Genomic DNA, 23,996 nt, shown 5'->3' on the forward strand with positions numbered 1-23,996 from the left:
TGAGTCCGGGAGCTTCTCGAAGCTTCAGAAAAATCCCACGGGACGGAAACGATGACCTCATACGCGCCGGCGAGCGAGCAGGAGGCGGCTGCCATCGTGGCGCAGGCCGCCGGCCGGTCGGAACCGCTGCGTCTCGTCGGCGGCGGCACCAAGGCGGCGTTCGGCCGTCCGCCGCAGGACGAGGCGACGCTCGCCGCCACGGGGCTAACCGGCATCACCCTCTACGAGCCCGCCGAGATGGTGGTCGCTGCCCGTGCCGGCACGCCGCTCGCCGAGGTCGAGGCACTCCTGGCCGGGCGCGGGCAGATGCTGCCGTTCGAGCCCATGGATCACCGCCCGCTCCTCGGCTCCACCGGCGCGCCGACCTTCGGCGCGGTGGCGGCGGCCAACAATTCCGGCCCCCGGCGCATCAATGCGGGCGCGGCCCGCGACAGCCTGATCGGCGTGCGCTTCGTCAACGGCCGCGGCCAGCCGATCAAGTCCGGCGGGCGGGTGATGAAGAACGTCACCGGCCTCGACCTCGTGAAGCTGATGGCCGGTTCCTGGGGCACGCTCGGCCTGCTGACGGAAGTCACCTTCAAGGTGCTGCCGGTGCAGGAGCAGGTCGCGACCCTCGTGCTGCCGGGTCTGGCCGATGCCGCGGCGGTCGAGGCGCTCGCCACCGCCCTCGGCTCGCCGTTCGAACTGACCGGCGCCGCCCACTGGCCAGCCGGTCTCGGCGGGTCGGAGCCGCGCACGCTGATGCGCGTCGAAGGCTTCGCCAAATCCGTCGGCTACCGTCTCGGCGAGCTGCGCCGCCTGCTGCGCCGCTACGGCGAGCCGCAGATCGTCGAGGGCGAGGAGAGCGCGGCACTCTGGCGGGCCGTGCGCGACGCGACCCCGCTGGCCGAGCCGCGCGAGGCCGCGATCTGGCGCATCTCCACCGCGCCGACCCGCGGCCCGGCGGTCACCGCGGCAATTGCCGCCGATCGCCCCGCGCGCTGGTTCTACGATTGGGGCGGCGGCCTGATCTGGCTCGCCACCGACGCTGCCGACGATGCCGGGGCCGCGGTGATCCGAGCCGCGGTGAAGGCCGCCGGCAGCGGGCACGCCACGCTGGTGCGCGCGCCCGAGACCCTGCGCGCGGCCGTCCCCGTCTTCGATCCGCTGCCCGAACCGCTGATGCGGATCACCGCCGGCATCAAGGCCGCGCATGATCCGGCCGGGATCTTCAACCCCGGCCGGATGTATGCGGGCGTGTAGTCGAACGCAGCCTCAGAACACGAGCCGCAGGCCGGCATAGAGCAGCCCGGCCAGGGTGATCGCCGCCGGAAGGGTGAGCAGCCACGCGGCGGCGAGGTTGCGCACGGTGCCCCATTGCAGGCCCGAGCCGTTGGCGGCCATGGTCCCGGCGACGCCGCTCGACAGGATGTGGGTGGTCGAGACCGGCAGGCCGTAGGCTTCCGCCAGACCGATCGTGCCCGCCGCCGTGATCTCGGCGGACGCACCTTGCGCGTAGGTCAGGTGCTTCTTGCCGATGCGGCTGCCGACCGTGACGACGATGCGCTTCCAACCGACCATCGTGCCGAGGCCGAGCGCCAGGGCGACCGACACCTTCACCCAGGTCGGGATGTAGCGGGTGCCGTCGTTGAGGCTCGTCTCGTAGGCCTTCAGCGCCTCGGCCTCCGCGCCGACGAAGAGACCCTCGTGCTTCTTCAGGCTGTGGATGGCGTCCGAGACGAGGTACATGTCGTTGCGCAGATTCGGCGTCGCCGCTGCCGGAACGTGGCGGATCGCGCCGTATTCCTTCACCTTCGTGGCGATGTCGTCCGAGAGAGCGGCCAGGGCCGCGTGGATCTCCGGCTGGTCGAGATCCTTCTTCCCCAGCGCCTCGGTGATCTGCGCGCGGCCGTCGGCCGGGCTCGGCATCGGGGCCTGCTCCGCCCGGTTCTGGAACACCGTCCGGGCCCGCTCCGAGACCTGCACGAAATGCGGGGTTTCCGACTCGGACATGGTGCGGTTGAGTGCGTAGGCGGTGGGCGCGGCGCCGATCAGGATCAGCATGATCAGGCCCATGCCCTTCTGTCCGTCATTGCCGCCATGGGCGAAGGAGACGCCGCCGCAGGTGAGGATCAGCAGGCTGCGGATCCAGAGCGGGGGCGGCGCGTCGCCCTCCGGCTCTTGGTAGAGGGTGCGGTTGCGGATCACGAACCGCATTGTCAGCAGCAGCGCCGCCGCCATGACGAAGCCGAGGAGGGGGCTGAACAGCAGGGCGCGCAGCACGCTCCAAGCCTGATCCCACTGCACGCCGGAGGTTTCCGAGCCTTCGGTGGCGAGGAGCTGGTTGGCAATGCCCACGCCGAGAACCGATCCGATCAGCGCGTGCGAGGACGAGTTCGGCAAGCCGAGCGCCCATGTCCCGAGGTTCCACACGATCGCGGCGATGAGCAGCGCGAAGATCATCGCGTAGCCGGCCGAGGAGCCGGTCTTCAGCACCAGTTCCACGGGCAGAAGCGTGACGACGCTGTAGGCGACGGCGCCGGTCGAGACGAGGACGCCGAGAAAGTTGAAGACGCCGGAATAGACCACGGCGACGACCGGCGGCAGGCTGTGGGTGTAGATCACCGTCGCCACGGCGTTGGCGGTGTCGTGGAAGCCGTTCACGAACTCGAAGCCGAGGGCGATGAGCAGCGCGAGGCCGAGCAGCGCGAAGGCGCCGATCGCCAGCGGCGGCTGGCCGGCGGCCTGCATGTCCGTGATCAGGTTGAACAGCGCGTAGCCGATCCCGCCCACCAGCACGAGCAGGAAGAGGACCGTTCCGCCCGGATGCATCCGGCCGTCGAGATTGGGGCCCCGGGACGAACGGGCTTCGGCGGGTGCCGGACCCCCGTCCTGCAGGCTGAGCGCATCTGACATCCGAACCTCGAAGGAAACGACCGCGGCCCTCGGCTGTGCCGGGGACCGGGTCATACGGTCTTGGACTTTGTCGCAGCCGGTCGCGCGGCGGTGCCCGCCCATCGACCGACCCAACGCCAAGCTTACAAATGATGCTCAGTGGAGAGGTTCCGTGAAGGTTGGATGACATGAGGCAAAAGCAGATTTCGGCGGCCCTCACTTTCGGCCATCCCGATCTGTGCAGTTCGTCGGCCGAGTCTGGATTGAAAACCGGCGCAGTGCATGGCGGCCTCGGCGGTTGCATCGAACCACGGGACGCCGGGCTCCGGATCGTCGTAGAAGGACGCTCATGCTGACGCTCGCGCTCTCGCTCGCCCTCCTCGTCGTGGTGATCCTCATCATCGTCCGGCGGCGCCACCTCACCCTTCTCATGGGGCTGGGCAGTTTGATCGCGGGCGTGCTCGCCATGCTCTGGCTTCAGGATCTCGGGCTCCTACCCGGCTCGCAGGGGCCGTTGACCCATACCCGGCCGCAGACGCTGGATGACATGCGCCGATGACGGCGCTGCGGCGTACGGCCAGGGAACTCTCCCGGCCCTCGCGCGTCTGCCGCGATGGACCGGCCTCCGCTCCGAGGCTCGTCGGATTGGAGACGTCTCTTGCGCAACCTTCTTCTGCTTCTGATCGTGCTCGCGGGCGGCTTCGTACTGACGGCCATGTACGTCGCGCCGAACCAGCCCGAATTGCGCGGCTGGTACGAAACCAATGCCTGCCCGCATCTCGACCGGATCAGCCCGAAGATCTGCGAGCCGATCCGGTCCGCCCGAGGCACGAGCGCGATCTGAGGCCCCGCTTGCGCCGCGCCTTCGACTGGTTCTTCCGCGACCGGCGCACCGGCGCCGTCGTGATCGGCCAATGGCCGAATGGGCCGCTCTGGATCTTCGCCGCGGCCTCGGCCCTGGAATGGCTCCTCGAAGCGACGATGCCCGGCCTGCCGGCTCCGGTCTTCGTGGGCCTTCGTGTCGTCGCCCTCCTGAGCCTCACCGTCTGGGCGGTCGATGAGATCGCCCGCGGGGTCAATCCGTGGCGGCGTTGCCTCGGCGCCGTCGTACTGATCGGGATCGTCGTCAGCGTCAGCGGTCTGGCCCGCCTGTGAGCGACCCGTTCGACCTCCTCGTCATCGGTGGCGGCATCAACGGTGCCGGGATCGCCCGTGACGCGGCCGGTCGGGGCTTGCGGGTTCTGCTGTGCGAGCGGGGCGATCTGGCCGAGCATACCTCGTCGGCCTCGACCAAGCTGATCCATGGCGGCCTGCGCTACCTCGAACAATACGAGTTCCGGCTGGTGCGCGAGGCGCTGGCCGAGCGTGAGCGGGTGATGCGGCTGGCGCCGCACATCGTCTGGCCCCTGCGTTTCGTCCTGCCCTACGATGCGGGGCTGCGGCCCGCCTGGATGCTGCGGCTCGGGCTCTTCCTCTACGATCACCTCACGCGCCTCAAGACGCTGCCGGGTTCGACATCGTTGCGCCTCGATCGCGATGCGGCCGGCGCGCCGCTTCAGAAGCGGCTGACGCGGGGCTTCGCCTATTCCGATTGCTGGGTCGAGGACAGCCGCCTCGTCGTGCTGAACGCGCTCGACGCCGCCGAGCGCGGTGCGCAGATCCGCACCCGGACCGCCGTGGAATCCGCCCGTCGCGACGACGGCGCCTGGACCGTCACCCTCTACGATTCCGACAGGCGGCGGCGGGAGAGCATACGGGCGCGGGCGATCGTCAACGCCGCCGGGCCGTGGGTCGGCGAGACCCTGCTGCGGACGCTCTCCGTCGAGGCGCGGCCAAAGGTGCGCCTCGTCAAGGGAAGCCACATCGTCGTCCGGCGCCTCTACGAGGGCGATCAGGCCTATATCCTGCAGCAGCCGGACCGGCGCATCGTCTTTGCCATCCCCTACGAGCGCGACTTCACCCTGATCGGCACCACCGATGTCGCGCATGAGGGCGGCCCCGGTCCGGTCGCGATCTCGGCCGAGGAGACGCGCTATCTCTGCGCCTGCATCAACCGCTCGTTCGCGCGGGCGATCGGCCCGGACGACGTGGTCTGGAGCTTTTCGGGGCTCCGACCGCTCTACGACGACGCGGCGGCGAACGCCTCGGCGGTGACCCGCGACTACGTGCTCGAACTCGATACCGACGGTCCGCCGGTCCTGTCGGTGTTCGGCGGCAAGATCACGACCTATCGCCGGCTCGCCGAGCACGCCCTCGACCGGTTGGGGCCGCACCTGCCCGGCCTGAAGCCGGCCTGGACCGGAACCGCCCCCCTGCCCGGCGGTGACATGGACGGCGCGGATTTCGAGCGGTTCCTGGCGAGGCTGGTGGCCGAGCGGCCCTTCCTCCCGGAGCCGAGCGCCCGCCGGCTCGCCCGCGCCTACGGCACCCGCGTTGAGCATCTGCTCGGCGATGCGCGGGCGCTCTCCGATCTCGGCGAGACCTTCGGCGGCGATCTCAGCGCGCGCGAGGTCGATTACCTCGTGCGGCACGAATGGGCGCGCACCTCCGACGACATCCTGTGGCGGCGCTCGAAGCTCGGGCTCAGGATCGGCCGGGCGGATGTCGCGCGGCTCGGGCGTACCCTCAACCACACGCCCGCCGATCCCGGCGCTTAGAGCATCATCCCGAAAGGTGGCCTCCGGCTTTCGGAGAAAGACGATGCTCTACCGCCCGTAGACGTCCTCGACGCGGATGATATCGTCCTCACCCGTATAGGAGCCGACCTGCACCTCGATCAGTTCGAGCGGGATCTTGCCGGGATTGGTCAGCCGGTGCATCGAGCCGATCGGCAGGTAGACCGCCTCGTTCTCGTGCACGAGAACGACCGAATCGTTCAGCGTCACCTCGGCCGTGCCCTTCACCACCACCCAGTGCTCGGCCCGGTGGAAGTGTTTTTGCAGCGAGAGCCGGCCGCCCGGCGTCACCATGATGCGCTTCACTTGGAAGCGCTCGCCGATATCGATGCGCTGATACCAGCCCCAGGGGCGGTACATCCGGCGGTGGGCATCCGCTTCCGGGTGCGCCTTCTCGCGCAGGACGGTCACGAGATCCTTGACCTTGCCCGATTTCGCCTTGGAGGCGACCAGCACCGCGTCGGGGGTCGCGACCACCACCACGTCGTCGAGCCCGACCACGGTGGTGAGCCCGTCGCCCTCGCTATGGACAAGGCTGCCCGTGGTCTCCACCAGCTCGACGCGGCCGCGCACGGCGTTGCCTTTCGCGTCGCGTGCCAGCACCTGCCACAATGCGTCCCAGGTGCCGACATCCGACCACGCGAAGGAGACCGCGAGCACGCCCGCGCGGGTGGTGCGCTCCATCACCGCGTAGTCGATCGAGGTTTTCGGCGCCTGCGCGAAGGACTCCGCCTGGAGCCGGATGAAGTCGAGATCGGTGGCAGCGTTGGCGAGCGCGCCGCGGGCGGCTTCCAGCACGTCGGGTGCGTGCGCTTCCAGCTCGGCGATCATCACATCGGCGCGGAACAGGAAGTAGCCCGAATTCCACAGGGCGCCCTCCCCGATCAGACGCTCGGCGCCGGCCGCGTCCGGCTTCTCGACGAAGCGCTCGACCCGGAAGAGGCCCGGTGCGTCGGCAAGCGTGCCGCCGGTGCGGATATAGCCGTACTCGGTCGCGGGTCGGGTCGGGGTGATGCCCAGCGTCATGATCTGGCCGAGCCGGGCGCCCAGAGCCGCCTCCTGCGCGGCGCGGGCGAAGGCGGCGGCGTCCTCGATGACGTGGTCGGCGGCCATCACCAGCACCACCGTCTCCGGCCCGCGCCGCGCGCCGTGGAGCGCGGCCACCGCGACGGCGGCGGCAGAATCACGCCGCTCGGGTTCGAGCAGGATGTCGGCCCGGATGCCGCTCTGCGCGAGCTGCTCGGCGACGATGAAGCGGGACTCGGCCGAGGCGATGACCGTCGGCTTGGCGAACACCGCGGCGTCGGCGACGCGGCGGACGGTGGCCTGAAAGGTCGAGGTCGTGGGATCGACCAGCGGCGTGAACTGCTTCGGCATGCTCTCGCGCGAGGCCGGCCACAACCGCGTGCCCGAGCCGCCGCACAGGATCACGGGCAGAATTGTTTCGTGGTCTGCCTCGGCCATTGCCCAGCCCCGTCGCGTATCGAGAGGCGCCAGCCGGTCGGACACAGATGCGGGAGCGGCGGGCGCGAAAAGTGACCCTGCCGTCTTAGCCGATCCACCCGCACGCCACCACGACGCAGGCCGTGCGGCCTGCGATTCAGGTGAATCCGCGAAAGCATCGTCTTGAGTATCGAATCCGGGACGATGCGTTCGCCTCTCGTTTTTGCATCATCCCGAAAGCCGGAGGCCACCTTTCGGGATGATGCTCTCGAAACGCGGATGAGGAACGGCGGAGGCATGCGCCTCCGCCCGGCCTTTCCGAAACGCTACTCGGCCGCCTGCCGCTCGCCGTAGCCCAAGCGATTGTTGAGTTCGCCGAGCAGCTTCACCGCCGCTTCCGCGATCACGGTGCCCGGCGGGAAGATCGCCGAGGCGCCCGCGGCGTAGAGGGCGTCGTAGTCGCCCGGGGGGATCACGCCGCCGACCACGATCATCACGTCGTCGCGGCCCTCCTGCTTCAGCGCGGCCTTGAGTTCCGGCACCAGCGTCAGGTGGCCCGCCGCCAGCGAGGACACGCCGACGATGTGCACGTCGTTCTCCACCGCTTGGCGGGCCGCCTCGTCGGGTGTGGCGAAGAGCGGCCCGATATCGACGTCGAAGCCGAGATCGGCGAATGCCGAGGCGATCACCTTCTGGCCGCGGTCGTGCCCGTCCTGGCCCATCTTGGCGACCAGGATGCGCGGGCGGCGCCCGTCATTCTCCTCGAAGGCCTCGACGAGGCCGCGGACCTTCTCCACCACCGGCGACATGCCGCCCACCTCCCGCTTGTAGACGCCCGAGATCGAGCGGATCTCGGCGCGGTGACGGCCCCAGGCCTTCTCCAGCGCTTCCGAGATCTCGCCGACCGTGGCCTTGGCCCGCGCCGCGTTCACCGCCAGTTCGAGCAGGTTGCCCTCGCCGTCCGCGGCCTTTGTCAGGGCGGCCAGAGCCGCATCGACGTCGGCTTGGTTGCGCTCGGCGCGCAGGCGCTTGAGCTTGTCGATCTGCTTGGCGCGCACATCGGCGTTGTCGACCCGCAGCAGGTCGATCTTCATCTCGTCGTCGGGCTTGTACTTGTTGATGCCGACGATCGTCTGGCGCCCGGAATCGATCCGTGCCTGGGCGCGGGCCGCCGCCTCCTCGATGCGCAGCTTCGGGATGCCGGCCTCGATGGCTTTTGCCATGCCGCCGAGAGCCTCGACCTCGCGGATATGCTCCCAGGCGCGGTCGGCGATGTCCCGGGTCAGGCGCTCGACATAGTAGGAGCCGCCCCACGGATCGATTATCCGCGTCGTGCCGCTCTCCTGCTGCAGGAAGAGCTGGGTGTTGCGGGCGATGCGGGCCGAGAAGTCGGTCGGCAGCGCCAAAGCCTCGTCGAGCGCATTGGTATGGAGTGACTGCGTGCCGCCCTGCGTCGCCGCCATCGCCTCGATGCAGGTGCGGGTGACGTTGTTGAACACGTCCTGCGCCGTCAGCGACCAGCCGCTGGTCTGGGAGTGGGTGCGCAAGGGGAGCGACTTATCGCTCTTCGGCTCGAACTCCTTGACGAGCTTGGCCCAGATCAGGCGCGCAGCCCGCATCTTGGCGATCTCCATGAAGAAGTTCATCCCGATCGCCCAGAAGAACGACAGGCGCGGTGCGAATTGGTCGATCGTCAGGCCCGCGGCGAGGCCGGCCTTGATGTATTCGACGCCGTCGGCAAGAGTGTAGGCAAGCTCGAGATCCTGCGTCGCTCCGGCCTCCTGCATGTGGTAGCCGGAGATCGAGATCGAGTTGAACTTCGGCATGTTCTTCGAGGTGTAGCCGAAGATGTCCGAGATGATCCGCATCGATCCCTTGGGGGGATAAATGTAGGTGTTGCGGACCATGAACTCCTTGAGGATGTCGTTCTGGATCGTGCCGGCGAGCTTTTCCGGCGGCACGCCCTGCTCCTCGGCGGCGACGATGTAGAGCGCGAGCACGGGCAGCACCGCGCCGTTCATCGTCATCGACACCGTCATCTCGTCCAGCGGAATGCCGGAGAACAGCGTGCGCATGTCGTAGATCGAGTCGATCGCGACACCCGCCATGCCGACATCGCCCGAGACGCGCGGGTGGTCCGAATCGTAGCCGCGGTGGGTGGCGAGATCGAAGGCGACCGAGAGGCCCTTCTGGCCGGCGGCGAGATTGCGCCGATAGAAGGCGTTCGAATCCTCGGCCGTCGAGAAGCCGGCATATTGCCGGATCGTCCAGGGCTGGGTGACGTACATCGCCGGATAGGGGCCGCGCAGGTAGGGCGGCAGGCCGGGGAACGAGTCGATGCCCTCGCAGCCCTCGCGGTCCTCGGGTCCGTAGAAGCCCTTCACCGGAATGCCCTCGGGCGTCATCCACGGCTCCCCGGCCGGCGGGGGCGGCGCCTTGAAGCCGTCGGCCGCGTAGGCGACGGAGGCGAAATCCGGGATACGGGAGCTCATCGTGCGTCTGTTCCTGGCGTCAGTCTCGGCGTCGGCGGAGACGATGATTTTTTTTGAGCATTATAGGCAAGCCACCAAACGCGGCTACTGTCCATAAGGCCGGGCTTGCCGGCCGCGCTTGCGCTGGCTGCCTGTCATGTGACGGCGCCCGTGCGCATCCCAGCGCAGGCTCGGCGCCGGCCCCGATGGTGCGGCGAGCCGCGCCCGTCGCTGCGCGATCAGCGCCTTGAGCCGTTCGACCCGCTTCTCCTTGCGCGCGCAGTCGCAGGCGCAATCGGGGTCGAAGCCGTGGGGGCCGCCTTCGCCGGAAAACAGGCTGAGCAACGCCACCACGATCCCGAGGACGCCGATCACGCCGATCACCAGCGCCGGCCATGCGAAGCCGAGGCCGACGAGGACGGCGATGGCGGCTTTGCCTGCCAGCGTTCCGACCACCTTCACGTTCAGGAGAGCGCCGAAGGTCGCCGCCGCGCCGGCCGATCCGCGCAGCGCGCGCAGGGTCCACCTGCGGAAACGCTTGCGCGCGACGAGCGCTTCGAGCCGGCGCAGTTCGCGCTCCAGCCGCCGCCGGGCCTGCGCCCGATCCTCCACCGCGTTCGCTTGCACGCCCCCTCCCCGTTTGCGCTTGCCGCGATGAATGTGTGGCGAGGCAAGCGTGACCGTCAAACCGCCGCTTTCCGCATCTCGGGTCGAAAGGAGCGCGAGGCGGAAGGTTGGACGGAATGGGGACAGGGCGAAGGGCACCGAGTGCGGCGCGGAACTGGCCGTTCCTGGCGGGCTTCGTCGCGGCCGAGCGCCGGCTCGGCGAGCGAGCCCAGGCCGCGGGCCGGCTGCCGGCCTTCGCCTACGAATTTCTGAGGTTCGGGGTGAAGCAGGGCTGGGCCTGCCTGTTCGGCGGCCTCATCTGCGCGCTGCTCATCGGCACGCATCTGTTCTACCCCGCCGATGCGCCGCTCTCGCGCTACGATTTCCTGACGCTCGCCGCGATCTTGATCCAGGTCGCGCTGCTGGCGCTCGGCATGGAGACCTGGGAGGAGGCCAAGGTCATCGCGCTCTATCACGTCGTCGGGACGGCGATGGAGATCTTCAAGACCGGCGTCGGCTCTTGGATCTACCCGGAGGCGAGCCTGCTGCGGATCATGGGCGTGCCGCTGTTCACCGGCTTCATGTATGCCAGCATCGGCTCTTACATCGCCCGCGTCTGGCGCCTGTTCGACTTCCGCTTCACCCGGCACCCGCCGTTGACCTTCACGCTCCCGCTGGCGGGGGCGATCTACCTCAACTTTTTCAGCCACCATTACGTGGCCGACCTGCGCGCGATGCTGTTCATCGCGACCGGCCTGCTGTTCGGCGGCACGGTCGTGCACTTCAAGGTCTGGCACGTGCACCGGAAGATGCCGCTGCTGCTCGGCTTCGTCCTCGTGGCCGGGTTCATCTGGCTTGCCGAGAATATCGGCACGGCGAGCCGCGTCTGGCTCTACCCGAACCAGGCGGCCGGCTGGTCGCCGGTCTCGGCGGCCAAGCTCGGCTCGTGGTTCCTGCTGATGATCGTGTCCTACGTGCGGGTCACGCTGGTGAACCGGCCGGAGCCTTACCCCGAGACGGTACCCGCGCGGCCCGCCGATCCGGCTGAGCCGCGTCCCGCGCGCTAGAGCCGTATCCGGTCTGATTGCATCAGGCCGGCGTCTCTCGGTCTTTGTTCTGACGCGCATTCTTTCGACGAACCGGCGACCGCTTCGTCGGAATGCGCATCAAGGCCGCGATCAGTTGACGTAGGTGCGGATCCAGTTCGGGGAGAGGATTTCGCCCTCCTCGGTGATGATCCAGGGCTGCTTCGAGGGATCGCCGAGGGCGCCCTTCGCGGCGAGGAGCGCCTCGCGCAGGGTGCCGTAGCGCTCCGGCTGGGCCAGGGGAGACGAGGCCGGCAGGGTGCGCCAGATCGTCAGATCGGCAGGACGTTCGAGAGCTTCGGTTTCCATCTCTTGCTCTTCCTGTTCGAACCGGGACCATTCGCGAAAGGATCGCGGCGACGACGGGCGCCGCTGGGCCGGTATGTACAAAGTTCTAGGGCGATCGAAGCATCTCTGGGGCGGCTTTGCGATCAATTCGAGTGCTCGATAGCCAATCGATCACCGTTTCGTCGCAGTTCCTCATCTGAACCTTGCCTTGGTTTCGCCAAGAATTGGTCCAGACCCACCCACCGACGCCTTTTCATCAGTCCGATGACACTGCGTATGAAACAGTATGCAATTGGTTACTCTTCGTAGGGGCATCCCTCGGTGCGGTGCCGCACCCAGCTTCCCTGTGTAGGAAAGCGGGGATTTGTTGACTGGACGCCACACCGGACACAGCTAAGTCTCAATCACCGGACGCGGGCGCCTGTCGGCGCGACGGACCTGACTCTCAGGAGTTTGGTGGAGAGAACCTGAACGTAGCCCGTACCGCCGCCGCGGCGCGGGTCGCGTGGTTCAGGGCTGGGCAAGAGCTGAGGTTGTCGGTGCCGGATCGCTTCGTGCGCATTGCCCTGGGCGTGACCCTGGGCCTGCTGATCGCCTTCGTGGCGCAGCCCTACATCCTCGCCTTCCTCTATTCGGCGGATGCGCCGCGCTCGGTGACGGCGCGCGGTGATCTCGCGGCGGCGGAGAAGACCACCGTCGATCTGTTCGCCCGCGCCTCGCCCTCCGTCGTCCACGTCTTCGCCCAGGCGGCGGCGCAGGGGCGCGCGCTGATGGAGCCGGACGAAGAGTTCGGCCAGGGTGAGCAGCAGCAGGGCTCGGGCACCCAGACCGGCACCGGCTTCGTTTGGGACGCGGCCGGCCACGTCGTCACCAACAACCACGTCGTCGAAGCCGCAACGAAGGGCGGCGGCTCGATCTCCGTGCGGCTCGCCTCCGGTGAAGTGGTCGGGGCGCGGGTCGTTGGCACGGCGCCGAGCTACGATCTCGCCGTGCTCCAACTCGGGCGCGTCGCCAAGATGCCCCCTCCCCTGGCGGTCGGAACCTCGGCCGACCTCAAGGTCGGGCAATCGGCCTTCGCCATCGGCAACCCGTTCGGCCTCGATCACACGCTGACCACCGGGGTCATCAGCGCGCTTCAGCGACGGCTGCCGACGCAAGAGGGCCGCGAATTGTCGGGCGTCATCCAGACGGATGCGGCGATCAATCCGGGCAATTCCGGCGGGCCCTTGCTCGATTCCGCCGGGCGCCTGATCGGCGTGAACACCGCGATCTTCTCGCCCTCGGGCGCCAGCGCCGGCATCGGCTTTGCGGTGCCGGTCGATGTCGTGAACCGGGTGGTGCCGGACCTCATCAAGAACGGGCGCGTGCGCAATCCCGGCATCGGCATCATCGCCGGCCAGGAGGCCACCGCCGCCCGGCTCGGCATCGACGGGGTCGTGGTGCTGCGGGTGCTCCCCGGCTCGCCCGCGGCGCAGGCCGGGTTGCGCGGCGTCGATCCCCGCACCGGCACGATCGGCGATGTCATCGTCGGCGCCAACGGCCGCCCAGTCCACCGCTTGTCGGATCTGACCGCCGTGGTCGAGGAAGCGGGTCTCGACCGCCCGGTGAACCTGCTGGTGGAGCGTGACGGCCGGGTGCGGTCGGTGCGGGTGAACACCGCGGACGTGGCGCAGACGCGGTTGTAATCCCGCTCCCCGTCGGCGTGCACCGGATGAGCGCTTTACGCGCGCACCGAACCGGCCGATGACCGCGGGATGCTCATTGCCCTCGGCCTTCTGGCGCTCCTCGGATTCTGGTGGCTCGGCCGCCGCAATGGGCGCCTGCCCTTCGGCCTGACAGCACGTCTGCTCGCCGGCTACGCCCTGCTGGCGACGGCCTTCATGCTGTCGCTGCGCGGCAGCTTCATCCCGGCCCTGCTGCTCGGCGCGGGCGGGCTCTGGCTGTCGGAGGGCGAAGCGGGCGTGATCCGGCGGGTCCGCGCGTGGCGCGGATACCGGGAGCCCCGGCAGGTGCGGACGGCCGCCCTCGATCTCGACCTCGGCACCGACGGTGCGCCGGTGGACGGGACCGTGCTCGTCGGGCCCTTCGCCGGACGCCGCCTGTCGGCGGTGCCGGCGGAGGCGCTGATCGAGCTGGCCGCGCTGCTGAGCGGCAACGACCCCGAGGGCGCCCGCGGGCTAGAGGCGTATCTCGACCGCCGGCAGCCCGGCTGGCGTGTAGACGCTGATGGCAACGGAGACCCGCGGCCGGGCGGCGCGGCGAAGCCAGGGTCGATGACGGAGGAGGAGGCCTATCAGGTCCTGGGGCTTGAGCGCGGGGCGTCCCTGGAGGACGTCCGCACGGCTCATCGGACGCTGATGAAGCGGTTGCATCCCGACCAGGGCGGCAGCGTCGAGCGAGCGGCGCGCGTGAACGCGGCGCGTGACAGACTGGTGAACCGACATCGCTAGAACTCCACGCGCGTTGTCAGGGTCGATGTGTCGAAGGTCGTCAAAGTCGCTAGAGGCGCTGACCTGATGGCATCAGGTCGGCGTCTCTAGCTTTTTGTTTTGCCGCGCTTTCTTTCGACGAACCGGAATCCACTTCGTCGGAAAGCGCTCTGGTCGCGGCTTTTCTCCTCGGGCAGCGACCGGCCGAACGCGCCGGCAGCCGCCCGAGGAAGGCTGTTGGAGCGGATCAGCTCCGGGTCGCGAAGCAGTTGAAGCCGTTCTTCTTCAGCGCGGCGCAGGCATCCTGCGCGGTGCTCTGTTCGGCAAAGCCCGAGAAGCGGGCGCGGAACAGCGTGGTGCCGCCATGGGTGACGCGCACCGTGTAGGGCGCGGCCTTGGAGAGCATGCCGGTGCGGCTGCGGGCATCGGCGAGGATCGACTTCGCCTTGTCCTCGTCGTCCATGGCGCCGAGCTGGATCACCCAGGGACTCGGCGTGACGGACTTGGCGCTGTCGCTGCGGGCATCCTTCGGCGGGCCCTCGGCCCGGGAGGCGACACCCTCGACGGCGGGCAGGCGGGCAGTCGACTTGCCGGCCGTGCCGGGGAACGGCGCCTGCGCTGCCGAGCCGGCATAGGCCTGGGCGGCACCCGGCAGAGCCTGAAGGGCGGTGCGGCGCGATCCCGGCGTCGTGGTGGCCGGCCGGATGTCGAGCGGGGCGTTGCTGGTGGAGCTCGTCGTCTCGATCTCGTCGTCATCCGCCGAGGCGACGACGGTGCGAGTGCGAGAATCGACCTCGGCGATCACCGCCGGGCGGCCGCGCTCGGCCACCTCGACCACGGGCGCCGTCTGACGGCTGCCGGCAAAGGCGCGGGGCAGGTTGGCGCGGACGAGATCGGCCATGATCCGGTCGCGGCTCGCGCCCGATTTGCCGCCGAGCACGATCGCGACGATCTGCCGGTCGCCGAGCTTGGCGGCGGTCATCAGGTTGAAGCCGGAATCGCGGGTGTAGCCGGTCTTGATCCCGTCCACGCCCTCGACATTGCCGAGCAGCCGGTTGTGGTTACCGATGGTCCGGCCGCGGAAGGCGAAGGAGCGGGTCTGGAAATAGCGGTAGTAGCGCGGGAAGCGATCCTGGATCGCACGGGCCAGCAGGGTGAGATCGTGGGCCGTGGTGATCTGGTCCGGGTCGGGCAGGCCCGAAGCGTTGGCGTAGTGGGTGCGGCTCATGCCGAGCGCCTTGGCCTTGCGCGTCATCATCTCGGCAAAGCGCGGCTCGGAGCCGGCGATGTTCTCGCCGATGGCACAGGCCACGTCGTTGGCCGACTTGGTGACGAGCGCCTTGATCGCCTCCTCGACCGTGACGGTCGAGCCGGGGCGCAAGCCCAGCTTCGACGGCGCCTGGGCGGCGGCGTTGGCCGAGATGCTGAGCGGCGAGTCGAGGTCGTAGCGCCCCTTCTCCAGCTGCTCGAACAGCATGTAGAGGGTCATCACCTTGGTGATCGACGCCGGATGGCGCAGGGCGTCCTCGTTGACCGCGTGCAGCGTGCGGCCCGACTTCACGTCCACGACCATCGCGGCGTAGGGCGGGTTGTACCCGCTCACCGCCTTGCGGGCGTGGCCTCGGCGTTTTGCCTCGGCCGGGTCGGCCACGGCGACGAGAAAACTCGTCGCCAGGAGCAGCACGGCGACAGCGCGGGACCCTGTGGTGGGCCGGCCTTCTACGCGACGCATCTCGAAACCTTCGCCTCGACAACCGGACGCTTGAGCCCGGCTGGCACCCTGCACGGACGCCGCCATCGGGTCCGCAATCTCTGGCGAAGACGGTAGGATGAACGCGGTTACGCGGCCGTTAATGCCGACCGATCTGGGCGCGAGATCGTCCTTTCGCCACAGGGGTTAAGCCGATGTTGACGCGATCCGCTCGGCGCGGCCGGCCTCACGGCTTCCGGTCCGCGATGCGGCGTTTCGTCATTGGATCCAATGGCGGTCGAGCCGCATTCCGCGCGTGAGCGCAGGCCGGCTGCGCGTTCATTCGGTAAGGACAGTTTCACGCACCTCACTGGCGCAGTCGCCGATCGGCCTATAGATTGCCTGATGAGCGTTGCGCCCCTTCCCGGGACGACGGCGCCGAAGGCTGCCAGACCAAGGTCGCTTCGATTCAGATGTCTTCTAAGCTGATACAGGACAACGTGCAGGAGGCGGGTCGGGGACGGGTTCCGGTGCGTGCGGCCTCGACCCCGCGCAGCCCCGGCGACGATGACCGTTCGGGCACCGCGATCATCACCCGCACCAAGCCGCGGGCGAAGCGGCCGAGCCTGTACCGCGTGCTGCTGCTCAACGACGATTACACGCCGATGGAATTCGTCGTGCATGTCGTGGAGCGGTTCTTCAACAAGAGCCACGACGACGCCTACCAGATCATGATGCACGTCCACCACAATGGTGTGGGGGAGTGCGGCGTGTTCACCTACGAGGTCGCGGAAACGAAAGTGACGCAGGTGATGGATTTCGCCCGCAAGCACCAACATCCGCTTCAGTGCGTTATGGAAAAGAAATAGGCATCCAGCGAAGGCCAGAGCATTGCCCAGCTTCTCACGTAGCCTCGAGCAAGCCCTCCACCGCGCCCTGGCCCTGGCCGGAGAGCGCCGCCACGAATACGCGACCCTCGAACACCTCCTGCTCGCCCTCGTCGATGATCAGGATGCCGCCGCGGTGATGCGAGCCTGCAACGTCGAGACCGACGTGCTGCGCCGTAATCTCGTCGAGTATGTCGACACCGAACTCTCGAACCTCACGGGCGACGGGCGCCAGGACGCCAAGCCGACCGCCGGCTTCCAGCGCGTGATCCAGCGCGCGGTGATCCATGTCCAGTCCTCGGGCCGCGAGGAGGTGACCGGGGCCAACGTGCTCGTCGCGATCTTCGCCGAGCGCGAGAGCCATGCCGCCTACTTCCTGCAAGAGCAGGACATGACCCGCTACGACGCGGTGAACTACATCAGCCACGGCATTGCCAAGCGCCCCGGCGCCTCCGAGGCCAAGCCCGTGCGTGGGGCCGAGGACGAGACCGCGTCCGAGCGTCCCAGCGGCGAGGAGAACGAAGCGCGGCCCAAGAAGAAGGGCGATGCGCTCGATGCCTACTGCGTCAACCTCAACAAGAAGGCGCGCGACGGCAAGATCGATCCGCTGATCGGCCGCCATTCCGAGGTCGAGCGCACGATCCAGGTGCTCTGCCGCCGCCAGAAGAACAACCCGCTGCTGGTGGGCGATCCCGGCGTCGGCAAGACCGCCATCGCCGAAGGTCTCGCGCGCAAGATCATCCAGCACGAGGTGCCGGAAGTTCTGGCCGACGCGACCGTCTTCTCCCTCGATATGGGCACGCTGCTCGCAGGCACCCGCTACCGCGGCGACTTCGAAGAGCGCCTCAAGCAGGTGATGAAGGAGATCGAGGCGCATCCCAACGCCATCATGTTCATCGACGAGATCCACACCGTGATCGGTGCGGGTGCCACGTCGGGTGGCGCGATGGATGCCTCGAACCTGTTGAAGCCCGCGCTGGCCTCCGGTGCGCTGCGCTGCATCGGCTCGACCACCTACAAGGAGTACCGCCAGTACTTCGAGAAGGATCGCGCCCTGGTGCGCCGCTTCCAGAAGATCGACGTCAACGAGCCGTCGATCCCGGACACGATCGAGATCCTCAAGGGGCTGAAGCCGTATTTCGAGGAATTCCACAAGCTCAAATACACCACCGAGGCGGTGAAGGCGGCGGTGGAGCTGTCGGCGCGCTACATCAACGACCGTAAGCTGCCCGATAAGGCGATCGACGTGATCGACGAAACCGGTGCGTCGCAGATGCTGGTGCCGGAGGCGCGCCGCAAGCGCACCATCGGCGTCAAGGAGATCGAGACCACCATCGCCACGATGGCGCGCATCCCGCCCAAAACCGTGTCGAAGGACGACGCGGTGGTTCTCAAGAATTTGACCGAGAACCTGAAGCGGGTCGTCTACGGCCAGACCAACGCCATCGAGGCGCTGACCTCGGCGATCAAGCTCGCCCGGGCCGGCCTGCGCGATCCCGACAAGCCGATCGGCTCCTACCTGTTCGCCGGCCCGACCGGCGTCGGCAAGACCGAAGCAGCCAAGCAGCTCGCGGCCTCGCTCGGCGTCGAGATGTTGCGGTTCGACATGTCGGAATACATGGAGCGCCACACGGTCTCACGGCTGATCGGCGCACCCCCTGGCTATGTCGGCTTCGATCAGGGCGGCCTGCTCACCGACGGGATCGACCAGCACCCGCATTGCGTGCTCCTGCTCGATGAGATCGAGAAGGCGCATCCGGACTTGTTCAACATCCTGTTGCAGGTCATGGATCACGGCAAGCTGACCGACCACAACGGCAAGCAGGTCGATTTCCGCAACGTCATCATCATCATGACGTCGAATGCCGGCGCCTCCGATATGGCTAAGTCGGCCTACGGCTTCACGCAGTCGAAGCGCACGGGCGATGATGTGGAGGCGATCAACCGGCTGTTCGCGCCGGAATTCCGCAACCGCCTCGACGCGATCATCTCGTTCGGCCACCTGCCGAAGGAGGTCGTGGCCAAGGTCGTCGACAAATTCGTGCTTCAGCTCGAAGCCCAGCTCGCCGACCGCAACGTCACGATCGAGCTTTCGGACGAGGCCCGCGAGTGGCTCGTGGAGAACGGCTACGACGACGCGATGGGCGCTCGCCCCATGGCCCGTCTGATCCAGTCCACGATCAAGACGCCGCTCGCCGACGAGGTGCTGTTCGGCCGCCTCAAGGACGGCGGTGCCGTCAAGGTGGTGCTGAAGAAGCCGGAGGCCGAGGACGGCAAGGGCAAGGCGGAACTCGGTTTCGAATTCCCCGCCGGACCGGTCACGCCGAAGCCGGAGACGGATGTCGCCAACGCGGCCAAGCGCAAGCGCTCCAAGCCGCGTTCGGCGCCGCGGAAGAAGGCAGCCAAGCGTGATGGTGGTCCCTCCGGCGGCGGTTCGTCCGGTGGCGGCTCCGTCCGCACCGTGCCGAAGGTCCCGCTGAAGGTCTGAACGCATGGGAGAGCGGTCGCTCGGAAGAGTGACCGCTCTTCGAGGCCGGCGCGGGTTGCGTTCCTGCGCCGGCTCCCGGATATGGGCGGCGCCGCGCTTCGCTAGGGAGCCGGGCATCGGCCAGCAATGGGGGTCACATGACGAGCGACGCGCAGGAGGAACCCCTCACGCCTGTCGCGCCACAGCCGGCTCCGGCGCGGCCAAAGCCGTTGACGTCCCGCGAGAGACGCCGCCGCCGCCGCAAGGCCCGTCATCGCGGCGAGGAGATTCTCGGCTGGATCCTGGTGCCGGTGATCCTGTTCGGCCTGTTCTGGGGCGTGAACGCGGTGCTTGAGGCCATGGGCACCAGCCCCGGCGTGGTGTGGGATCAGCTCATGCAGGTGAAGGCCGCGCTCGAGAAGAGGGTGTAGGGCGCGGGCGCCCTACTCCGCCGGCATCAGAGTGGTTAGCTAGCCGCCTGCTCCAGCGTCCGCGCGATCCACTTGTTGAGGCTAAGCCCGGCGCGGCGCGCGGCGGACGCCACGGCGCGATGAAGCCCAGGATCAACTCGGACGACGAATTGTCCTGAGAACGGCTTTTCAGGTTCCTCGCCGCGCTCGGCGCAGAAGGCCAGATAGTCGTCGATGCTGTCGGCCAACGCCTGTTTCAGCTCATCGACCGAACGACCCTGAAAGGTGATCACGTCGCGGAGGTTGAGTACCTCCCCATGGAACAGCTCGGCCTCCTCGTCATACTCGACGAAGGCTTCGTAACCCCTGTGGTGCATGACGGTCATGGTCGCAGTCCTGCTTCGCTCAGGAAGCGCCTGACGGATTTCACCGCACCCTTGTCCGTTTCCTTTTTCGGGTGCGGGCGGTGGAACACGGCCCGCACACCATTCAACGCGATCCGGACGCGAGAGCCCCGCCCCTCTTCGATCGCCGCACCGCAAGCCGCCAAAAGGCTCTCGATGTCGGTCCAGGCGATGCCGGAGCGAACAGGATCGGCGAAAACCGCTTCGAGCGTTGCTCGATGCTTCCCACTCAGCTTCATCTAGTATCGATTTTCGATACTGTTAGCCAGCGGGCGCCATCCCTCCATCATCCCTACTCCGCAGCCGCCTTGCTCAGCCCGATCCGCTGCCAGATCGTGCTCAGCGCGCCCACGAGGTGGTCGATATCGGCGTTGGAATGCAGCGGCGAGGGCGTGATGCGCAGGCGCTCCGTTCCGCGTGGCACGGTCGGGTAGTTGATCGGCTGCACGTAGATGCCGAACTCGTCGAGCAGGGCGTCGCTGATCGCCTTGCACAACACGGGGTCACAGACCATCACCGGCACGATGTGGCTGCGGTTGGCCAAAGTCGGGATGCCCGCCGCGTCCAGCGCCTGCCGCACCCGCGCCACCCGCTCCTGATGCCGCGCCCGCTCGATACTGCTCGCCTTGAGGTGGCGGATGCTCGCGGCGGCGCCGGCGGCGACCGCGGGTGGCAGCGAGGTCGTGAAGATGAAGCCCGAGGCGAAGCTGCGCACGAAGTCGCAAAGCTGCGTCGAGCCGGTGATGTAGCCGCCATGGACGGCGAACGCCTTGCCCAGCGTTCCCTCGATCACGTCGAGCCGGTGGGCCAACCCCATCCGCTCCGAGATGCCGCCGCCGCGCGCGCCGTAGAGGCCGACCGCGTGCACCTCGTCGAGATAGGTGAGCGCCCCGTGCGCCTCGGCGACGTCGCAGATCTCGTCGATGGGGGCGATGTCGCCATCCATGGAATAGACCGATTCGAAGGCGACGAGCTTGGCCCGGCCGGGCTCGATCAGCCCGAGCTTGCGGTCCAGATCCTCCGGATCGTTATGGCGGAAGATCTGGCGTTCGGCGCGGCTCGAACGGATGCCCTCGATCATCGAGGCGTGGTTGCCCTCGTCGGAGAAGACGACACAGCCCGGCAGCTTTGAGGCGAGTGTGCCGAGCGCTGCCCAGTTCGAGACGTAGCCCGAGGAGAAGATCAGCGCCGCTTCCTTTCCGTGGAGGTCGGCGAGTTCCTGCTCCAAAAGCACGTGGTAATGGTTGGTGCCGGAGATGTTGCGGGTGCCGCCCGCGCCCGCCCCGCATCGGTCGATCGCCTCGTGCATCGCTTGCAGCACGGACGGGTGCTGGCCCATGCCGAGATAGTCGTTGGAGCACCAGACGGTAACCTCGCGCGCGCCGCCGGGCCGGTGATGCGTCGCGTAGGGAAACCGCCCCGCCTGCCGCTCCAGATCGGTGAAGACGCGGTAGCGCCCCTCCCGGTGGAGCCCGGTGATCGCATTGCCGAAGAACGCTTCGTAATCCATGCCGTCCTCCCCGAAGAAGATGATGTCGGTGGGCGGATCTCGTGTCCGCCTCACCTCATTCGCGGTGCACTGCCCGGGTCTCGGGCATCTCGGCGGCCGTGGGTGCGGCGCGGCCGGGAAGGCTCCAGTTCCAGAGCGCCGCCGAGGGCAGCGGCAGCATCAGGAACCAATGTTCGAGGGTGGCGAGCGCCGCGAGCGTCGCGAGCAGGGCAAAGCCCGTCACCGTCTGCGGCGCGGCGGCATCCCCGAGGGCGCCGCGGGCGAGCAGAACGGTCGCGGCGGTGCCCAGTGTCACCGAGAACGGAAACAGCGGGTTCATCGGCCGCCGGCTGAGGTAGCAGGCGAGATAGCCGAGATGCGGCGGCAGGAACTCGGCGTGGAGGTTGCGCACCCCGAGGAACAGGTTGAGCCGCGCCGAGGCGTTCATCAAGGTGAGCAGGGCGTAGGTCCAGAGTGCCACCCGGTTCCCCTCCCCCCAGGTGAGGCAGAGGATGACGAGCCCGCCGATCAGGATCGCGAATTCGTGCCACAGGCTGGTGGCGAGCGCGGCGAAGAAGCGGTCGAACCCGCGCAGGTTCGGCGCGCAGGCGGCGGGCTTCGGGCCGGAGACGAAGCCCATATAGTAGCTCATCTCCTGCCAGCCCCAGACGATGACCGCGGCGGTGAAGCCGAGATAGGCGCCGGTCTCCGTGTCGTCGTCCGCGACGGCGCGGATGGTCCAGAGCGCGCCGGCCAGGACGGCGCTCGCCGCGACCATGCTGCGGGCATGCGTCCGCCGCGGCAGGTGCTGGAGCACCAGCACCAGCCCGGTGGCCGACCACCACAGCAGGACAGCGTAAAGCGCCGGAGCGGCGTAGACGCCCATGCTACCAGACCGGATCGAGGCGGATGTCGGCCGGCATCGCGTTCTGTTTGACCGGCAGCAGGTAGAGCCGCACGAAGGTCGCCGCCGCGACGAGGGTCTGGGCCCCGTGCTTCAGCTTGCCCGACAGGCCCCCTTCCGCCTTGGCGGCGGCGATCTTGTCGGCGCAAACTAGCAGACGGTCGAGCCCCGCCTTGAAGCGCGGGTCATCGAGATCCAGCGTGATCGGGAAGGTCTGTTTCGAGATCTCGGAGGTGATCCGGAAGACCTTGAAGTCATAGTCGGTCGGATCGACCCCGAGCGCCTTGTGGAAGGCCGGGCGGCAATGGTCGCGGACATACATCGTCGCGAACACGGCCAGTAGGAAGAAGCGGATCCAGTAGCGGTTGACCCCCGTCGTCAGCTTCGGGTTGGCGCGCATGAGTAGCGCGAACGCCTCGCCGTGGCGGAACTCGTCGTTGCACCACTTCTCGAACCACTTGAAGATCGGGTGGATGCGCCGCTCGGGATGGCGCTCGAGTTCGCGGTAAATGGTGATGTAGCGGGCGTAGCCGATCTTCTCCGAGAGGTAGGTCGCGTAGAAGATGAACTTGGGCTTGAAGAACGTGTACTTCTTCGCCTTCGTCAGGAAGCCGAGATCGACGCCGACGCCGAAATCCTTGAGCGTGTCGTTGATGAAGCCGGCATGGCGCGCCTCGTCACGGCTCATGAAGCCGAACAGCTCCTTGATGTCCTTGTTCTTGGCGCGTTTGCGCATCTCCGCGTAGAGCACACAGCCCGAGAACTCGGCGGTGATCGAGGAGACGAGGAAGTCGAGGAATTCCTTGCGCAGCTCCGGGTCCATCTCGGCGAGGTCGCAGTCGAACTCCTCGTTGCGCACGAAATGGCGCTTGTTCGGGTCCGAGCGCAGCTCCTCGATCAGGATGTCCCATTCCCGGCGCACGGGCTCGACATCGGTGCGGTCGAGTTCGTCGAAATCGGTGGTGTAGAAGCGCGGGCTCAGGAACGTTGTCTGTTGCGCGCTCTTGGTCGATTCGTTGAGCGGCTGGCGCGGGAAAGGCGTTCCGGCAGCGGCTTGGGGCTGGACGTTGGCGTTCACAGCTTCCTCCGTTCGGAAAAGCTCACCTCGTAAAGCTCGGTCAGCTCGAGATGGGCGATCAGCTTGGTCCAGGCCCGCTCCAGCCGGCCTGCGCGGGTGACGGTGGCGGTGCGGCGCACGGTGAGGCGTTCGCCGTAGGGCACCTCGGTCGGCGCATCGTGAACCTGAACCTCGTCGCCGGGCTCGATCTCGAACCCGCCATCGAGGGTCACATGCGCGTGCAGGCTCTCCGGCGTCTGCTCGATCTCGACGGTGCAGGGCACCTCGACGACCGTCTTGCCGATCCAGGCCATGTCCGCCCCCTCCCTCATCACCGCAGCTCCGTGCCGGGCAGCAGGCGGGCGAAGGCCTTCGCGTTCGAAGGACCGAAGGCCAGCAGCGGCACCTGCCGCCCAGTGGCTCCATCCTCCAACGACAACGTCCCGTTGTCGAATCGCGTGAGGGTGAACGGCGGCTCGCGGCTCAGGCCCTCCCGCTGCCGGGCCTGGGCGAGCCCGCGCAGCGTCCCGCGGATGAAGCCGTCCTGTCCCGGCTCGATCCGGGCGACCAGCGTTCCGCTCTCCGCCGCGCGCAGGTCGATGGCGCCGTCCGGCTGGTCCTCGGCGTGGAAGGCCAGGGTCTGGATCGGATGGGCCGCCGGCCTCTGCGGCCCCGCCTCCTGCCCGCGCCCGAGGGCGACGGCCACGATCGCCACCGTGAGCAGGGCCACGACGGCCAGTAGCGCCGGCCGCTGGGATTGCGGCTTTTGCGGCGGGCGGCGGAAGTTCAGCTCGACGGGCATCGGTTTCCCTCTCCG

Annotated in this window: 24 protein-coding genes; 11 read left to right on the forward strand and 13 right to left on the reverse strand. The window is 68.1% G+C overall.

What is annotated here, in order from left to right; all coding sequences use genetic code 11:
- Positions 1-51: 51 nt before the first annotated feature.
- Positions 52-1,242 carry a glycolate oxidase subunit GlcE gene (gene glcE, locus ASF53_RS12085; protein ID WP_056198207.1) on the forward strand — a complete coding sequence of 397 codons (1,191 nt, stop codon included), beginning with the start codon at positions 52-54 and terminating at the stop codon, positions 1,240-1,242.
- 12 nt (positions 1,243-1,254) lie between these two features.
- Here the strand turns inward: glcE and ASF53_RS12090 are convergent, their stop codons facing one another.
- On the reverse strand, positions 1,255-2,895 hold the full coding sequence (locus ASF53_RS12090) for an inorganic phosphate transporter (protein ID WP_056198209.1): 1,641 nt from the start codon (positions 2,893-2,895) through the stop codon (positions 1,255-1,257).
- A gap of 328 nt (positions 2,896-3,223) precedes the next feature.
- On the opposite strand from ASF53_RS12090, the gene ASF53_RS12095 reads away from it, so the two are divergent.
- From ASF53_RS12095 to glpD, 4 genes are all read left to right on the forward strand, one after another.
- Positions 3,224-3,433, forward strand: coding sequence for a hypothetical protein (locus ASF53_RS12095; protein ID WP_056198211.1), 210 nt, complete (start codon positions 3,224-3,226; stop codon positions 3,431-3,433).
- Positions 3,434-3,532: 99 nt separating this feature from the next.
- The gene (locus ASF53_RS12100) at positions 3,533-3,718 is read left to right on the forward strand and encodes a hypothetical protein (RefSeq protein WP_056198213.1); all 186 of its coding nucleotides are present in this window, start codon (positions 3,533-3,535) and stop codon (positions 3,716-3,718) included.
- A gap of 8 nt (positions 3,719-3,726) precedes the next feature.
- Positions 3,727-4,029 (forward strand): hypothetical protein, encoded by a 303-nt coding sequence (locus ASF53_RS12105; protein ID WP_056198215.1) that lies wholly within the window; start codon positions 3,727-3,729, stop codon positions 4,027-4,029.
- The gene (glpD, locus tag ASF53_RS12110) at positions 4,026-5,531 is read left to right on the forward strand and encodes a glycerol-3-phosphate dehydrogenase (RefSeq protein ID WP_056198217.1); all 1,506 of its coding nucleotides are present in this window, start codon (positions 4,026-4,028) and stop codon (positions 5,529-5,531) included. Before ASF53_RS12105 ends, glpD begins: the two co-directional genes overlap by 4 nt.
- Before the next feature lie 48 nt (positions 5,532-5,579).
- Here glpD and ASF53_RS12115 read toward each other — a convergent pair whose 3' ends face one another.
- The 3 genes from ASF53_RS12115 to ASF53_RS12125 all read right to left on the reverse strand — a co-directional run bounded on the left by ASF53_RS12115 (position 5,580) and on the right by ASF53_RS12125 (position 10,228).
- Positions 5,580-7,013 (reverse strand): mannose-1-phosphate guanylyltransferase/mannose-6-phosphate isomerase, encoded by a 1,434-nt coding sequence (locus tag ASF53_RS12115; protein WP_056198219.1) that lies wholly within the window; start codon positions 7,011-7,013, stop codon positions 5,580-5,582.
- A gap of 305 nt (positions 7,014-7,318) precedes the next feature.
- Complete coding sequence (gene scpA / locus ASF53_RS12120) at positions 7,319-9,484, reverse strand: methylmalonyl-CoA mutase (RefSeq protein ID WP_056198221.1); 2,166 nt, start codon at positions 9,482-9,484, stop codon at positions 7,319-7,321.
- 84 nt (positions 9,485-9,568) lie between these two features.
- Positions 9,569-10,228: a Coa1/Tim21 domain-containing protein gene (locus ASF53_RS12125; RefSeq protein ID WP_286134357.1), complete on the reverse strand. Its 660-nt coding sequence runs from the start codon at positions 10,226-10,228 to the stop codon at positions 9,569-9,571.
- On the opposite strand from ASF53_RS12125, the gene ASF53_RS12130 reads away from it, so the two are divergent.
- Positions 10,207-11,136, forward strand: coding sequence for a DUF817 domain-containing protein (locus tag ASF53_RS12130; RefSeq protein ID WP_056198225.1), 930 nt, complete (start codon positions 10,207-10,209; stop codon positions 11,134-11,136). The genes ASF53_RS12125 and ASF53_RS12130 overlap by 22 nt on opposite strands.
- A gap of 111 nt (positions 11,137-11,247) precedes the next feature.
- On the opposite strand, the gene ASF53_RS12135 is transcribed toward ASF53_RS12130, so the two are convergent.
- Positions 11,248-11,463: a hypothetical protein gene (locus ASF53_RS12135; protein ID WP_056198227.1), complete on the reverse strand. Its 216-nt coding sequence runs from the start codon at positions 11,461-11,463 to the stop codon at positions 11,248-11,250.
- 518 nt (positions 11,464-11,981) lie between these two features.
- On the opposite strand from ASF53_RS12135, the gene ASF53_RS12140 reads away from it, so the two are divergent.
- Positions 11,982-13,127: a S1C family serine protease gene (locus ASF53_RS12140; RefSeq protein ID WP_056198500.1), complete on the forward strand. Its 1,146-nt coding sequence runs from the start codon at positions 11,982-11,984 to the stop codon at positions 13,125-13,127.
- A gap of 69 nt (positions 13,128-13,196) precedes the next feature.
- Complete coding sequence (locus ASF53_RS12145; RefSeq protein ID WP_056198229.1) at positions 13,197-13,892, forward strand: J domain-containing protein; 696 nt, start codon at positions 13,197-13,199, stop codon at positions 13,890-13,892.
- 226 nt (positions 13,893-14,118) lie between these two features.
- Here ASF53_RS12145 and ASF53_RS12150 read toward each other — a convergent pair whose 3' ends face one another.
- The gene (locus ASF53_RS12150) at positions 14,119-15,603 is read right to left on the reverse strand and encodes a D-alanyl-D-alanine carboxypeptidase (protein WP_056198231.1); all 1,485 of its coding nucleotides are present in this window, start codon (positions 15,601-15,603) and stop codon (positions 14,119-14,121) included.
- 431 nt (positions 15,604-16,034) lie between these two features.
- On the opposite strand from ASF53_RS12150, the gene clpS reads away from it, so the two are divergent.
- The 3 genes from clpS (at position 16,035) to ASF53_RS12165 (ending at position 19,346) form a co-directional block, all read left to right on the forward strand.
- A complete protein-coding gene (gene clpS / locus ASF53_RS12155) occupies positions 16,035-16,430 on the forward strand; it encodes an ATP-dependent Clp protease adapter ClpS (protein ID WP_003600922.1) in 396 nt (131 codons plus the stop codon).
- Between the two features lie 22 nt (positions 16,431-16,452).
- The gene (gene clpA / locus ASF53_RS12160) at positions 16,453-18,936 is read left to right on the forward strand and encodes an ATP-dependent Clp protease ATP-binding subunit ClpA (RefSeq protein ID WP_056198233.1); all 2,484 of its coding nucleotides are present in this window, start codon (positions 16,453-16,455) and stop codon (positions 18,934-18,936) included.
- Positions 18,937-19,073: 137 nt separating this feature from the next.
- On the forward strand, positions 19,074-19,346 hold the full coding sequence (locus tag ASF53_RS12165) for a hypothetical protein (RefSeq protein WP_056198237.1): 273 nt from the start codon (positions 19,074-19,076) through the stop codon (positions 19,344-19,346).
- A gap of 35 nt (positions 19,347-19,381) precedes the next feature.
- On the opposite strand, the gene ASF53_RS12170 is transcribed toward ASF53_RS12165, so the two are convergent.
- From ASF53_RS12170 to puhC, 7 genes are read right to left on the reverse strand one after another with little or no spacing between them, the layout of a single operon-like run.
- Positions 19,382-19,711, reverse strand: coding sequence for a type II toxin-antitoxin system HicB family antitoxin (locus ASF53_RS12170; RefSeq protein WP_056198239.1), 330 nt, complete (start codon positions 19,709-19,711; stop codon positions 19,382-19,384).
- Positions 19,708-19,968 carry a type II toxin-antitoxin system HicA family toxin gene (locus ASF53_RS24950; RefSeq protein WP_082482659.1) on the reverse strand — a complete coding sequence of 87 codons (261 nt, stop codon included), beginning with the start codon at positions 19,966-19,968 and terminating at the stop codon, positions 19,708-19,710. The genes ASF53_RS12170 and ASF53_RS24950 overlap by 4 nt, the downstream gene beginning before the upstream one ends.
- A 53-nt stretch (positions 19,969-20,021) precedes the next feature.
- The gene (hemA, locus tag ASF53_RS12175; RefSeq protein WP_056198503.1) at positions 20,022-21,239 is read right to left on the reverse strand and encodes a 5-aminolevulinate synthase; all 1,218 of its coding nucleotides are present in this window, start codon (positions 21,237-21,239) and stop codon (positions 20,022-20,024) included.
- Between the two features lie 55 nt (positions 21,240-21,294).
- Positions 21,295-22,104 carry a putative photosynthetic complex assembly protein PuhE gene (puhE, locus tag ASF53_RS12180; RefSeq protein WP_056198241.1) on the reverse strand — a complete coding sequence of 270 codons (810 nt, stop codon included), beginning with the start codon at positions 22,102-22,104 and terminating at the stop codon, positions 21,295-21,297.
- 1 nt (position 22,105) lies between these two features.
- Positions 22,106-23,200, reverse strand: a complete 1,095-nt coding sequence (acsF, locus tag ASF53_RS12185; RefSeq protein ID WP_056198243.1) for a magnesium-protoporphyrin IX monomethyl ester (oxidative) cyclase — start codon at positions 23,198-23,200, stop codon at positions 22,106-22,108.
- Entirely contained in the window at positions 23,197-23,493 is a 297-nt protein-coding gene (locus ASF53_RS12190) for an O2-dependent cyclase accessory protein (protein WP_003600930.1), read from the reverse strand. Before ASF53_RS12190 ends, acsF begins: the two co-directional genes overlap by 4 nt.
- Positions 23,494-23,510: 17 nt before the next feature.
- Entirely contained in the window at positions 23,511-23,981 is a 471-nt protein-coding gene (gene puhC / locus ASF53_RS12195) for a photosynthetic complex assembly protein PuhC (protein WP_056198244.1), read from the reverse strand.
- Between the last annotated feature and the right edge of the window lie 15 nt (positions 23,982-23,996).

This window comes from Methylobacterium sp. Leaf123 (assembly GCF_001423405.1).
Taxonomy (GTDB): domain Bacteria; phylum Pseudomonadota; class Alphaproteobacteria; order Rhizobiales; family Beijerinckiaceae; genus Methylobacterium.